Genomic DNA, 12,997 nt, shown 5'->3' on the forward strand with positions numbered 1-12,997 from the left:
GGCTACCGCCGCGCGGGCGCGACCAGCCCCCACCTACCCTCGGACGACCGACAACCCCTCCACATCCCTCGACCTCACCGGCTCTCCAGACGTACGTGCAGCTCCCGCTCCTGATCCCCGGACGCCGACGACAGATCACGCACCGTGAACATGGAGTCCAGCGTGGTGCGCAACCGCTCGATCGCCCAATAGCCACCCTGCGCGTCGGCCTCCACGGAGGACGACAGCCTCGCGGGCGGCGGACACTCGCGCGCGTCGGTGACCTCGAACGTCCCGAGCCACACCATGGGCCGTGTCTCGTGAAGCTGCTGCGGCACCTCGTCGGCACCCCGGTCGGACTCGAAGCACGTGGACAGCGTGTCGAACACGATCCGGGCGTCCTCCTTGCTGCATCCGCTGATCTCGATGGAGACGGGCTCCTCATGCGATCGGTCCATCACGATGGCTCCTCTCGTGGCAGTGGCGCGGTACCCACGGGTTCCCCGCGAACCGCGCCACATCCCCAGAAAAGCACCACTGTGCCGACGGGACCAGTGAAGACCTCAGCTCTTCGTGAACCGGTACGTCTTGCTGTCGGTCAGCACACAGAACCCGGGCGACACGACGATCACCCGCAGCGTCCCGCTCCGGCGGTCGTAGTCGATGCCCTCCGCCTCGAACGTCCCCGAGCAGCCGCTGCGCAACGGGAGCTGCCGCAAGGCCGTCACATGCCCGGTGACGTTCGACGTGCCGTTCGGCGCGGCGGAGAGGTCGATCCGGAGCAGCGGCTTGGTGATCCCGAAGAGGGTGCCCGCCGGGTCGTCGGAGGAGCACAGCAACTGGGTCGCGGTGACGAAGTCGCAGCCCTGTACGTCCCGTACAGCGTGGTCGAGATCGACGGTGGCCGCCTGCGGGAGATTCGCGGAGGGCGAGGTGCTCGTGTTGACACCGGGGGTCGGGAAGACCAGCAGCCGGCTCATGGTGCCGTACTCACCCGCGAGCATCCACTGGCCGGCGGGGGCGACGGCGACCCAGGAGTTGTTCAGCGCCTCCCCGCTGCCGAGCGTGTGGACGTACTCCGACCACGTGCCGCCCGGCGCCTGCACCCGGAACATCTTCGCGGTGCCCGAGTCGGCCTGGTAGGGCTCGATGTAGTAACCGTCGTACGAGGCGTCCGGGTCGCCGACGTGGTTCCAGCCGCGGCTGGACACGGAGACGGGGATGGTGCCGATCCCGGTGTAGCGGTTGCCGCTGCCGGCCGGGACCTCGACCGAGGTCAGGCCCTGGCTCTCGGTGAGGGGGTCGGCGCGGTCCGAGCCGACCTCGGTCCAGGTGTCGGCGGCCGACGCGGGCGGGGCGACGGAGAGGACGGCGGCGAGGGCGACGAGTCCGGTGAGGACGGTGTGACAACGTTGCCGGGCGCGTAGGGCCATGGCAGGCGACTCCTCTGTGGGGGTGGGCGTGCTCGGCGGACAGTCTGGCGGGGCTTCTTAGTCATGTACAGACCAAGGTGCGGAGGCCGTACTGCTAACGTCGCCGGACGCTCTCCGCCGTGTTGAGGGATGGTGGAAGAGGGCGCCAGAGGCGCTCCGGCGACGGTTGGGCGCGGTACAACAGGGGAGTCGGCACGGGGGACGACGTGCCGTGTGGACGGTCGAAGGCGGTGCGTGCGATGAGTGCAACCGGGTCTCCGGTCGCCGAGGGCGACGGGCCGGTGCGTGGGGCGGTACGGCCCACCGGGCTGCTCGACGTACTCGGTGTGGCCTCGGTGGTCCTGGACGCCGAGGGGCGGATCGCGCTGTGGAGCCCGCAGGCCGAGGAGCTGTTCGGCTACTCGGCAAGCGAGGCGCTGGGGCAGTATGCCGCCCGGATCATGGTTCATGAGCAGTACCTCGACCTGGTCGTCAAGCTGTTCGCCGACGTCATGGTCACGGGCGAGGGCTGGGCCGGTGCCTTTCCGATCCGGCGCAAGGACGGCAGCACGCGGCTGGTGGAGTTCCGCAACATGCGGCTCCTCGACGACCGCGGGGACGTGTACGCGCTGGGGCTCGCCGCCGACCAGAACACCGTCCGCAGCCTGGAACGGGACGTGGCACTGTCGACGCGGATGATCTCCCAGTCCCCCATCGGACTCGCCGTCCTGGACACCGATCTGCGGTACGTCTCGGTCAACCCGGCACTCGAACGGCTCAACGGCGTCCCGGCCGAGGAGCACATCGGCCGGACCATGGGCGAGGTCCTGCCGCAGATCGACGTCGACAGCGTCGAGGGCGCGGCACGCGGGGTACTGGAGACCGGTCGCCCGCTCGTCGACCAGCACACCCTGGGCCGCACCCCGGCCGACCCGGACGAGGACCATGCCTGGTCGATCTCGCTCTACCGGCTGGAGGACGCGGTCGGCACCGTGCTGGGTGTCGCCGTCTCGGTCGTGGACATCACCGAGCAGCATCGGGCGGCCGAAGCGGCGGAGGCGGCCCGGCGGCGGCTCGCCGTCATCGCGGACGCCTCCGCCCGTATCGGCACCACTCTGGAGCTGGACCGCACGGCCCGTGAGCTGGCCGACGTCGCCGTGCCCGAACTCGCCGACATCGCCGCCGTGGATCTGCTGGACGCGGTGGTGGAGGGCAGACGCAGCATCCTCGGCCCCACCGAGCCGGCCGTGATCCGTGCCCTCGCCGTCCAGGCGGACCACCCCTCGGAGGCCCTCAGCGCCGCCGACCCGCCCGGACAGGTCGCCCGGTACGGCGCCGACCGGCTCGTCACCGAGTGCGTGCGCACGGGCCGGCCGGTCATGGTGGCCGAGGTCGAGGAGGCCGACCTGCCCCGCATCGCCCGCTCCCCCGAGGCGGCCGGACAGCTGGCCCGCGCGGGCGTCCACTCGTATCTGGCCGTACCGCTGATCGCCCGCGGCGAGGTGCTCGGCGCCCTCGACCTCAAACGCACCGGCAATCCGCTGCCGTTCAGCGAGGACGATCTGCTGCTGGCCCGGGAGCTGGCGGCCCGCGCGGCCGTGCAGATCGACAACGCCCGCTGGTACCAGAACGCCCGCGACACCGCCCTGACCCTGCAGCGCAGTCTGCTGCCCAGTCATCCGCCGGTGACGGGCGGGCTGGAGGTCGCCTCCCGCTACCAGCCCGCGGGGGCGACCGCCGAGGTCGGGGGCGACTGGTTCGACGTGATCCCCCTCGACGGCTGCAAGACCGCGCTGGTCGTGGGCGACGTGATGGGCAGCGGCATCAATGCCGCCGCGACCATGGGCCGGTTGCGCACCGCGACGAACACCCTGGCCTCCCTGGACCTGGAACCGGCCCGGCTCCTGGAGCACCTCGACCGGATCACCCAGGACCTCAAGGACTCCATCGCCACCTGCGTCTACGCCATCCACGACCCGCATCTGCGCCAGTGCCGGATCGCCAACGCCGGGCACCTGCCGCCCGTCCGCCTCCGCGCGGGACGCAAGCCGGAGCTCCTCGACCTGCCCACCGGGGCGCCGCTGGGCGTGGGCGGGGTCGCCTTCTCCACCACGACCGTCGACCTGGAACCCGGCGACCGGCTGGTCTTCTACACGGACGGTCTCGTCGAGACCCGCCAACACCCCCTCGACGAACGCCTGGACGCGCTCCTGGACCTCCTCGACGGCCCCGACCGCCCGCTGGAGGAGGTGTGCGACCTCCTGCTGCGCACGCTGCACCAGCCGGACAACTCCGACGACGTGGCGCTGCTCATCGCCCGCGCCCAGACGCCGGGTTGACCTTCCCGATTCACAGGAACTCGTTACCCGCCTCTTATCGGCCGCCCCTCACAATCTCAGCAAGGCGTGGCATCGGGATGCCGGGTGGGAGTGAGCCATGACGCACGATCCGGATCAGGAAGCGACACCGCCCGAGGTACTCGTCGGGCCGGGCGAACACACTCCGCTACGGGATCACTGGCGGCGTCGGTCCGTGCGTGCACGGGCGGTGACCGCGGCGGTCGCGGTCGCGGCCCTCACCCTCGGCGGCACCGTGGTCGCCTACGCCGCCACCTCGTCGGGCTCGGACGGCGGGGCGACGCCCGCCGCCTCCGGCTCGCCCTCCTCCGCCCCGCACGCACCGGGCGAGCGGCACGGGCCCGGCTGGCGGTTCGGCGCCGGCGGCGAGGCCGTGCACGGCGAGACGACGGTGAAGGACCGGGACACCGGCGAGTGGGTCGTCCGGGTGTGGCAGCGCGGCACCGTCGAGAAGGTGGACGGCGACCAGGTCACCGTCGAGAGCGAGGACGGGGCCCGGTGGACGTGGACCGTGAACGCGGACACGACCGTCCTGCGTGAGGGCGCCAAGGGCTCCGGGGCCGACGACCTGAAGCAGGACGAGACGGTCCACATGGCCGGCACCCGGTCCGACGGCGGCACCCGGACGGCCTCCCATGCCGTCGCCGGCACCTGGGAGCGCAAGGGTCCCGAGAACCGGCGCGACGGGCTCCCGGGCCACGGCCACCGCGAGCGGCCCGAGCCGAGCCCCTCCGGCAGCGAGGCTACGACCTGACGCCGATCACGACATTGGCGTACCACTCCTCCGAGACGACCACCCGCGGTGCCAGTCCACCGCGGGCGAAGGCGTCGACGGCCGTGGGCGCCTGTCGTTCGCTCGTCTCGACGAGCAGACAGCCGCCGGGCGCAAGCCACTTGGCCGCCTCGGCGGCGACCCTGCGCAGCACGTCCAGCCCGTCGCTGCCCCCGTCCAGGGCGACCAGCGGCTCGTGCTCGCGTGCCTCCGCGGGCAGGAACGCGACCTCGCCGGAGGGCACGTACGGCACGTTCGCCGCGAGGATGTCGATGCGGCCGCGCAGTCGCTCGGGCAGCGCCTCGTAGAGGTCGCCCGCGTGGACGTGGCCGCCGAAGGGGGCGACGTTGCGGCCCGCGCAGCGCACCGCGGCCGGGTCGATGTCGGCGGCGTGCAGTTCTGCGCCGCCGAGCGCGTCGGCGAGGGCCGCTCCCACGGCGCCCGAGCCACAGCACAGGTCCACGACGACGCAGGCGTCCGGGGCGTGCGCGAGGGCCTGTTCGACCAGGAACTCGGTGCGGCGGCGGGGCACGAAGACCCCGGGTTCCACGGCGATGCGCAGCCTGCGGAACTCGGCCCAGCCGACGACGAGTTCGAGGGGTGCGCCGCAGGCGCGGCGGTCCACCATCGCCGTGAGTTCGTCCGGGGTGCGGGCGGCGGCGAGGAGCAACCGGGCCTCGTCCTCGGCGAAGACACAGCCCGCGGCGCGCAGTGTTGCCACGACGGAGTCGCGCGAGGAGGCAGGAGTGGAAGTCATGGAAGCAGCAACCCTACCCGCTCACGATCTCCCATGGTCGGCATGCACAACTCCACCAAGTTGTACTATGCAACCAGAACTGTGGAGGAGGTCCCGTGGACGCTACCGAGGCCGTCGAGAGCATCCAGCGCGAGATGACGATCTTCGCCCGGCGGGCCCGGGCCTCGGCGGGCCGGATGCACCCCGAGCTGTCGCTGGTCTCGTACACGCTGCTCGGGCACCTGGAGGAGCGCGACGGCTGCCGCGCCACCGACCTCGCCGCCCACTACGCCCTGGACAAGTCCACCGTCAGCCGCCAGGTGTCGGCGCTGGAACGCGCCGCGCTCGTCGAGCGGCGCCTGGACCCGGAGGACCACCGTGTCCAGGTGCTGCATCTGACGGAGACCGGCCGGCAGATCCTCGCCCAGGTCACCGTGAGCCGCCGGGCCGCCTTCCAGGAGCGGCTCGCGAACTGGCCGGAGGAGGATCTCGCGCGGTTCGCCGACTACCTCGTGCGGTACAACGCCTGGTCGGGCCCGCAGCAGGACTAACGCCTAGGACACGGCCACCAGCCGCTGCGGCGCCCGTGCCGCGGCGAACGCGGTCTGACGACGGAGCCGGAAGCCCAGGGACTCGTACAGCCGGATCGCGCCGGTGTTCCCCGCACCCGTGTGCAGGAACGGCGTCTCACCGCGCTCCCTGATGCCGTACGCGACAGCGTGGATCAGCCGGGTCGCCAGGCCCTCGCCGCGGAAGGCGGGGTCGGTGCAGACCGCGCTGATCTCGGTCCACCCGGGCGGGTGGAGCCGCTCCCCGGCCATGGCGACGAGGGCACCGTCCCGGCGTATGCCCAGGTAGGTACCCATCTCGATGGTGCGCGGCAGGAAGGGGCCGGGCCGCGTGCGTGCGACCAGGTCGAGGATCTCGGGCACGTCGGCGGGGCCCAGGCGCACGGCTTCCGGTTCCGGTGCGGCGGCCACCCCGTCGTCGACGAGCTGTACGCCGTCGATGCGGGCCGTGATCTCCCAGCCGTCCGGCACCTCGCCCCGGTAGCCGGGCAGCGGGACCTCGGCGCCGGGACCCGCGAGCGCCGCGAGGTCGGCCCAGTCGTCCGCGTCCGGCTCGTTGGGCAGGGCCAGCCAGGGCGAGACGTCCGGCGGGTAGCGCACGACCCGTCCGCGGCGCTCGGCGAAGTGTGCGTGCGGCCCGGTCAGGGAGGCGAGCGCGGGGTTGTCGAGGATGTGGGGTATGCCGGGGTGGGGCGTGCCCGCCGGCGTCGTGGCGTGGCTCATGCGGCGACCTCGATCACGACCTTGCCGCGCGCATGACCGGGCAGGGTCGCGGCGTCGGCGAAGGCCAGCCCGGCGGGCTTGTGCGCGGCCAGCGCGACGGGCAGCAGGGCGTACTCGGCGTAGCCGCCGGTCAGGGTGTTGCCGAAGACCTCGTCCCCGGCGGCGAACCCGTCGACGCCGTCGCCGACCGCCTCGACGACACCGGAGAGCTCGCTGCCGAGGACGGCGGGGAACACGCGCTCCCCGGTGTCGGTGGGCCGGCGATATCCGGTCCGCAGCTTCCAGTCGACCGGATTCACGCCTGCGACACGCACGGCGACCAGCAGCTGTCCGGGTCCGGGCACGGGCCGCTCGACCTCGACGAGGGCCTCGGTCTCCGGACCGCCGTACCGCGTGAACACATACGCCTTGGGCATCGCTCCCACTCTCCTTCGCTCGCGCCGGGCACCAGTCGGAAGGAAGATCGGCGGACGGCTGTTCCCAGGGCGGCGGAGTGTTCATACGGCCGCAATGATCGCCGTCCTGACCAGGGACGAGGCACCGCTGACGACACAGTACGGTTGAACCATGAACGTCACCCGCGGCTTCACCGGACGCCTCCGCGTCAAGAACGCCGGGCTGCCTCCCGGCCAGTACGACGCGGGCGACGACTGGCCCGTGCTGTCCGCGGAGGTCACGCCGGAGCTGTCGCCGGCCGAGTGGACCTTCCGCGTCGACGGGCTGGTCGAGGAACCGCGCACCTGGGACTGGGACGAGGCGCACGCGCTGCCGGGTTCGGTGTACGAGGGTGACATCCACTGTGTGACGAGCTGGTCGAAGTTCGGGGTGCGGTTCGGAGGCGTGTCCCTGGACGCGTTCCTGGACGCGGTGCGGCCCCAGGGGTCCGCCACCCATGTCGTCGCCTACTCCCACACCGGCTACACCACCAACCTGCCGCTGGCCGACGTGAGGGGCGGCAGGGCGTGGATCGCGTGGGAGTTCGGCGGCAAGCCGCTGTCCCCCGAGCACGGGGGGCCGGCGCGGCTGCTCGTACCGCACCTGTACTTCTGGAAGAGCGCCAAGTGGATCGCGGGCCTGCGGCTCCTCGACCGGGACGAGCCGGGGTTCTGGGAGCAGAACGGCTATCACGCGCGGGGCAACCCGTGGGAGGAGCAGAGGTACGCCGGTGACTGAGCAAGTCGTGGAAGCGCCTTCCTTCACTCCCCCGACGCGGTTCGCCGTGCCCGGGCGCATCGCCGTGAGCAACCGGGCCGCCGCGCTGTGGCAGACCGCCACGCTCACCGAGATCCGCCGGGAGACTCCGCACGCCGCCACCTTCCGGTTCGCGGTGCCCGCCTGGGCGGGGCATCTGCCCGGTCAGCATCTGATGCTGCGGCTGACCGCCGAGGACGGCTATGTGGCCCAGCGCCACTACTCGATCGCTTCCGCGCCCGACGATGCGGGGCACATCGAACTGACCCTGGACCATGTCGAGGGCGGCGAGGTGTCGGGCTGGTTCCACACGGTCGCCAAGCCCGGTGACGAGGTCGAGGTGCGCGGCCCCCTCAGCGGGTTCTTCGCCTGGCCGGGCGACCGGCCCGCGCTGCTGGTCGGCGCCGGCTCCGGGGTCGTACCGCTGATGTCGATGGTGCGGCACCACCGGGCACAGGACCTGTCCGTACCGCTGCGGCTCCTCGTGTCGGCGCGCAGCCCCGAGGAGCTCATCTACGCGGGCGAGTTCGACGCCGAGACGACACCCGTCTTCACCCGCAGGGCGCCGGAGGGCGTACCGGTGGGACGTATGGCGGCCGCACATGTGGCGCCGCTCCTGGCCGAGCAGCCTCCCGGTGGGTGGGAGGCCTATGTGTGCGGCTCCAATGCCTTCGCGGAGCATGCCTCGCGGTTGCTGGTCGCGGCGGGACAGCCGGTGGAGCGGATCCGGATCGAACGGTTCGGCTGATCCTCCCCGCCGTCCCTCCTCCCGTCGTCCCCTCCGTTTCACGGCAACACTGCCGGGCACTCCTGTGCAGCGAGGCCGTGAGCGGGTACTGGATGTGTGTGGGCACTCGCAGGCGTACGCGGTGCGGAGGTCGACATGCGAACCCGGGTGCGCGGCTGGCGGTGGCGGCGGAATCCGCTGCGGCGCCGGTCGGATGTCGTCGAGGCGTGGACGGCGCTGGCCGTCGCCGTGCTGCTGCTCGTGGCTGCGCCGCTCGCCGGGCTGGTGGCGGCCGAGTGGGCCCGTTCCGAGGCGCAGGCGACCGCGGCGTCCCAGCGTGCCGAGCGGCACAGCGTGCGAGCCGAGGTGGTCGGCGAGGATCCCGGCTCGCCGCCGACGATCCAGGGCGCCCGACAGCACACGTATCTCACGACGGTCCGCTGGACGGAGCCGGACGGGCACGAGCGGACCGCCACGGCGCGAGTCCAGGGCGCCGCGCGCGACGGTGACGTGGTCGAGGTGTGGTTCGACTCCCGGGGCCGTAACGTCAAGGCTCCCCCGGACGGCTTCTCCGTCTGGCAGTACACCCTCACCATGGGCGCCTGCGCCACGGGCGGCGCGGCCGCTCTGATCCTCCTGGGCCGTGCCGTCGTACGGCATGTGGCCACGCGGCACCGGCTGGCGGAGTGGGAGGAGGAGTGGGCGCGCACCGAGCCGGAGTGGTCGCGGTGGCGGTGGGCGTGAGCCGTCCCCGTGAGCGGCCGCCGTCCTGGGTCAGCCCACCCCCTGCATCCGCCGGGCGATCCGCCCGTGGTCCCGCAACGCCCCCGCCAGCCCGGGCAGCACAGGTTCCCCGCGGTCGACGAGGACCCGCCCGCCCACCACCGTCGTCCACGCCCGGGCCGGCCCGCAGCGCAGCCAGGCCTCCACCGGATCGCTCAGCGCGCCCGCGAGTGCGACCTCGTGGAGGTCCCAGACGACGAGGTCGGCGCAGGCGCCGGGGCGCAGATGGCCGATCTCCTCGTCGCGGCCCAGGCAGCGGGCCGAGCCGCGGGTGGCCATGTCGAGGGCGTCCCGCGCGGTCATCGCACCGGGGCCACCGCGGTAGCGGCCGAGCAGCAGGGCGTTCCGCGTCTCCATCCAGAGGGAGGCGTGGTCCGTCGATGCCGAGCCGTCGCAGCCGATGCCGACGGGCAGGCCGAGTTCACGCATCTCCCGTACCCGGGCCGTGCCGCCGCCGATCAGCATGTTGGAGCTGGGGCAGTGCGCCACGCCGACGCCCGCGGCCGCGAGGCGGCGCATCTCGTCGTCGTTCGGGTAGATGCAGTGGGCGACCCAGGTCCGGTCGCTCATCCAGCCGCAGTCCTCGAAGTACTCCACGGGCCGGCAGCCGTAGGTCTCCAGGCAGTACGTGTCCTCGTCGTGGTCCTCGGCCAGGTGGGTGTGGAGGCGTACGTCGTGGCGCTCGGCGAGTTCGGCGGTGGCCGTCATGACCTCCTTGGTGACCGAGAACGGCGAGCAGGGGGCGAGCGCGACGCGGATCAGGGCGCCCGGTGTCGGGTCGTGGTGGGCCTTGATCAGACGCTCGCTGTCGGCGAGCACCTCGTCCGTGCTCTGAGTGACGCTCCTCGGCGGCAGTCCCCCGTCCTCGACGGACCGGGTCATCGAGCCGCGCGTCGCGTGGAAGCGGAAGCCGATGTCGCGGGCGGCGCTGATCTCGGCGTCGACCAGGCGTGGACGCGGGTGGACGTAGAGATGGTCCGAGGAGGTCGTGCAGCCGCCCATGAGCAGCTCGGCCATGCCCACGTACGCGGAGACGTACGCGGCCTCCTCGTCGAGGGCGGCCCACAGCGGGTAGAGCGTGGTCAGCCAGTCGAAGAGCGTGCCGTTCACGGCGGGAGCGTAGGAGCGGGTGAGGTTCTGGTAGATGTGATGGTGCGTGTTGACCAGGCCCGGGGTGACGAGCCGTCCCGCCGCGGAGAGGGTCGTCGCGGCCTCGGGTTCGCTTCCCGGGGTGCCCACGGCGGTGACCCGACCATTGACGACGGCGACCCAGCCGCCGGGGATCTCCCGATCCCCGTCCACGACCAGCAGTCCGGCGTCCTTGACCAGCAGATCCACGGCTGACGTCATGGCGTCATCGTAGCCAGGTACCTGGCCAAAGGCCTGGCGAGTCGTCGGACGTCACACGTACGGTGTGATCATCACTGGTCCTCTTCAAAGGCGGTCCTGCATGGCCCTGTTCGACCTCCCCCTGGACGAGCTCCACGAGTACCGCAGCGCGTCCGTCGAGCCCGAGGACTTCGACGCGTTCTGGTCCAAGACCCTCCAGGAGGCACGTGGTCACGACCTGGACGCCCGTTTCGAACTCGTCGACACCGGTCTGACGACGGTCGAGGTGTACGACGTGACGTTCGCGGGGTTCGGCGGGCACCCGGTGAAGGGCTGGCTGACGCTGCCCGCCGGGGCCGCCGAACCGGTGCCGCTGGTCGTGGAGTTCATCGGATACGGAGGCGGGCGCGGGCTGCCGCACGAGCATCTGCTGTGGGCGTCCACGGGTCGGGCGCACTTCGTGATGGACACCCGCGGCCAGGGCAGCGCGTGGGGCGGGGGCGGCGGCACGGCGGATCCGGTGGGCGGGGCGCCCGCCTACCCCGGCTTCATGACGCGTGGCATCGACGCACCCGAGAACTACTACTACCGCCGGGTGTTCACGGACGGGGTGCGCGCCGTCGAAGCGGCCCGTTCGCATCCCTCGACCGACGCCTCCCGCACGGTCGTGCTCGGCACCAGCCAGGGCGGCGGCATCACGATCGCCGTGGGTGGTCTGATGCCGGACCTGGTCGCCGTCGCACCGGACGTGCCGTTCCTGTGCGACTACCCCCGCGCGGCGAAGTTGACGGACCGTCACCCGTACCGCGAGATCGGCCTGTTCCTCAAGACCCACCGCGGCCGTACCGAGGACGCCCTGCGTACCCTGTCCTACTTCGACGGCGTCCACTTCGCCACCCGCGGCCGCGCCCCGGCCCTCTTCTCCACGGCGCTGGAGGACCAGACCTGCCCGCCCTCGACGGTCTTCGCCGCGTTCAACGCCTGGGCGCACGAGGACAAGGAGATCGAGGTCTACGACTTCAACGACCACGAGGGCGGCGGCCCCTACCAGCAGGCCGTCAAGCTGCGCTGGCTGCGCTCGTACGTCTGAGGAACCGGGTCTTCCCTCCGGTCCGACCAGTCGGTACGTTCATCGGGCCCGGACCGCAGTGTCGCGGTCCGGGCTTTCGGCGGACGACGGAGGCCAGCCATGTCCGAGCACGAAGCCCGCGTTCAGGGCCACTGCGACGAGCGTTTCGCGGCGGTGCGTGGCGCGTTCGAGGAGAACTTCCGGGAGCGGGGCGAGCTGGGGGCGGCGGTTGCCGTCACCGTCGACGGACGGACCGTGGTGGATCTGTGGGGCGGGTGGGCGGACGCCGCGCGCACGCGGGCATGGGAGCGGGACACGCTGGTCAATGTGTGGTCGACCTCGAAGGGGCCCGTGGCCCTGTGCGCGCACATCCTCGCCGACCGGGGGCTGCTGGACTTCGACGCGCCGGTGGCCGTGTACTGGCCCGAGTTCGCCGCGGCGGGCAAGGAGAAGGTGCTCGTACGGCATCTGCTGTCGCATCGGGCGGGGCTGTCCGGGCCGCGGGAGCCGCACTCGCTGGAGCAGCTCTACGACTGGGAGTTGACGACGCGGCGGCTCGCGGAGACGGAGCCCTGGTGGGAGCCGGGCTCACGGTCCGGGTACCACGCGCTGACCTACGGCTTCCTCGTCGGCGAGGTGGTGCGACGGGTGTCGGGGCTGCTTCCGGGAGCCTTCCTGGAGCGGGAGGTGACCGGGCCGCTCGGCATCGACTTCACCGTGGGGCTGCCGGAGAAGGAGTACGGGCGCGCGGCCGAGCTGGTCCATCCGCCGGCCGCGTCGAGCAGTGAACAGGCCGCGATCTTCAGCCAGTTGGCGCCCCTCGCGCTGGCCGCGCTGGCCAACCCGTTGGCTGGTGCGACCGAGGCGAACACACCCGAGTGGCGGGCCGCCGAGATTCCCGCCGCCAACGGCCACGGGACCGCCCGGGCCGTGTCCCAGCTGTACGGCGTCTTCGCGGGACGAGGGACGTACGACGGCCGCCGCATCCTGTCGCCCGAGGCGGCCGAGCGGGTGCGCGAGGGGCAGGGCAGCTGCCGGGACCTGGTGCTGGGCGCCGGTTTCAAGAGCGAGACCGAGATCGGACTGGGGTTGTGGCTGAGCGGGGCGAACGCGTCGTACGGGCCCAATCCCCGGGCCTTCGGGCACGACGGGTTCGGCGGTTCCTGCGGGCTGGCCGACCCCGAGGCGCAGGTGTCGCTCGGTTACGTCATGAACCGGATGGGACCTCATATCGCCGACGACCCGCGGAAGATGGCGCTGATCGACGCCCTCTACGAGGCCCTGTGACGGGTGGGCCGGTTTCGGTCGATCCCTCGGGCCGCCCTTCCCTTGTGGTTTAGACCAATGCTA

Annotated in this window: 13 protein-coding genes and 1 pseudogene; 8 read left to right on the top strand and 6 right to left on the bottom strand. The window is 72.2% G+C overall.

Translation table 11 applies throughout. The annotated features are described in order from the left end of the window. Positions 1-74 precede the first annotated feature (74 nt). Together TN53_RS16995 and TN53_RS17000 are read right to left on the bottom strand one after the other, a co-directional pair. Positions 75-437, bottom strand: coding sequence for a hypothetical protein (locus TN53_RS16995; protein WP_046259345.1), 363 nt, complete (start codon positions 435-437; stop codon positions 75-77). A 105-nt stretch (positions 438-542) separates the two neighbouring features. Then, positions 543-1,412 (bottom strand): hypothetical protein, encoded by an 870-nt coding sequence (locus tag TN53_RS17000; protein ID WP_046259346.1) that lies wholly within the window; start codon positions 1,410-1,412, stop codon positions 543-545. 239 nt (positions 1,413-1,651) lie between these two features. Between TN53_RS17000 and TN53_RS17005 the strand changes: the two genes are divergently transcribed. Together TN53_RS17005 and TN53_RS17010 are read left to right on the top strand one after the other, a co-directional pair. Beyond that, a complete protein-coding gene (locus tag TN53_RS17005) occupies positions 1,652-3,730 on the top strand; it encodes a SpoIIE family protein phosphatase (protein WP_046259347.1) in 2,079 nt (692 codons plus the stop codon). A gap of 97 nt (positions 3,731-3,827) precedes the next feature. Beyond that, positions 3,828-4,502 (top strand): hypothetical protein, encoded by a 675-nt coding sequence (locus TN53_RS17010; protein WP_046259348.1) that lies wholly within the window; start codon positions 3,828-3,830, stop codon positions 4,500-4,502. On the opposite strand, the gene TN53_RS17015 is transcribed toward TN53_RS17010, so the two are convergent. Continuing rightward, positions 4,492-5,277, bottom strand: a complete 786-nt coding sequence (locus TN53_RS17015) for a putative protein N(5)-glutamine methyltransferase (RefSeq protein WP_046259349.1) — start codon at positions 5,275-5,277, stop codon at positions 4,492-4,494. The genes TN53_RS17010 and TN53_RS17015 overlap by 11 nt on opposite strands. Before the next feature lie 95 nt (positions 5,278-5,372). On the opposite strand from TN53_RS17015, the gene TN53_RS17020 reads away from it, so the two are divergent. Next, complete coding sequence (locus TN53_RS17020; protein ID WP_046259350.1) at positions 5,373-5,807, top strand: MarR family winged helix-turn-helix transcriptional regulator; 435 nt, start codon at positions 5,373-5,375, stop codon at positions 5,805-5,807. A gap of 3 nt (positions 5,808-5,810) precedes the next feature. Here the strand turns inward: TN53_RS17020 and TN53_RS17025 are convergent, their stop codons facing one another. Further along, positions 5,811-6,548: a GNAT family N-acetyltransferase gene (locus TN53_RS17025; RefSeq protein ID WP_046259351.1), complete on the bottom strand. Its 738-nt coding sequence runs from the start codon at positions 6,546-6,548 to the stop codon at positions 5,811-5,813. A 38-nt stretch (positions 6,549-6,586) separates the two neighbouring features. After that, positions 6,587-6,964 (bottom strand): annotated as a pseudogene (locus tag TN53_RS17030) (quinone oxidoreductase family protein); the annotation flags it as partial. 151 nt (positions 6,965-7,115) lie between these two features. On the opposite strand from TN53_RS17030, the gene TN53_RS17035 reads away from it, so the two are divergent. The 3 genes from TN53_RS17035 (at position 7,116) to TN53_RS17045 (ending at position 9,210) form a co-directional block, all read left to right on the top strand. Further along, positions 7,116-7,721, top strand: a complete 606-nt coding sequence (locus TN53_RS17035; RefSeq protein WP_046259352.1) for a sulfite oxidase-like oxidoreductase — start codon at positions 7,116-7,118, stop codon at positions 7,719-7,721. Then, positions 7,714-8,487, top strand: coding sequence for a ferredoxin reductase (locus tag TN53_RS17040; protein ID WP_234441608.1), 774 nt, complete (start codon positions 7,714-7,716; stop codon positions 8,485-8,487). Before TN53_RS17035 ends, TN53_RS17040 begins: the two co-directional genes overlap by 8 nt. Before the next feature lie 135 nt (positions 8,488-8,622). Continuing rightward, positions 8,623-9,210 (top strand): hypothetical protein, encoded by a 588-nt coding sequence (locus TN53_RS17045; RefSeq protein ID WP_046259354.1) that lies wholly within the window; start codon positions 8,623-8,625, stop codon positions 9,208-9,210. A 30-nt stretch (positions 9,211-9,240) separates the two neighbouring features. Here the strand turns inward: TN53_RS17045 and TN53_RS17050 are convergent, their stop codons facing one another. After that, positions 9,241-10,599, bottom strand: coding sequence for an 8-oxoguanine deaminase (locus TN53_RS17050; RefSeq protein WP_046259355.1), 1,359 nt, complete (start codon positions 10,597-10,599; stop codon positions 9,241-9,243). Positions 10,600-10,699: 100 nt separating this feature from the next. Between TN53_RS17050 and TN53_RS17055 the strand changes: the two genes are divergently transcribed. Both TN53_RS17055 and TN53_RS17060 read left to right on the top strand, forming a co-directional pair. Further along, the gene (locus tag TN53_RS17055) at positions 10,700-11,668 is read left to right on the top strand and encodes an acetylxylan esterase (protein WP_046259356.1); all 969 of its coding nucleotides are present in this window, start codon (positions 10,700-10,702) and stop codon (positions 11,666-11,668) included. 99 nt (positions 11,669-11,767) lie between these two features. Then, the gene (locus TN53_RS17060; protein ID WP_046259357.1) at positions 11,768-12,934 is read left to right on the top strand and encodes an EstA family serine hydrolase; all 1,167 of its coding nucleotides are present in this window, start codon (positions 11,768-11,770) and stop codon (positions 12,932-12,934) included. Positions 12,935-12,997 lie beyond the last annotated feature (63 nt).

The sequence above is a fragment of the Streptomyces sp. WM6386 genome (assembly GCF_000972385.1).
GTDB lineage: Bacteria > Actinomycetota > Actinomycetes > Streptomycetales > Streptomycetaceae > Streptomyces.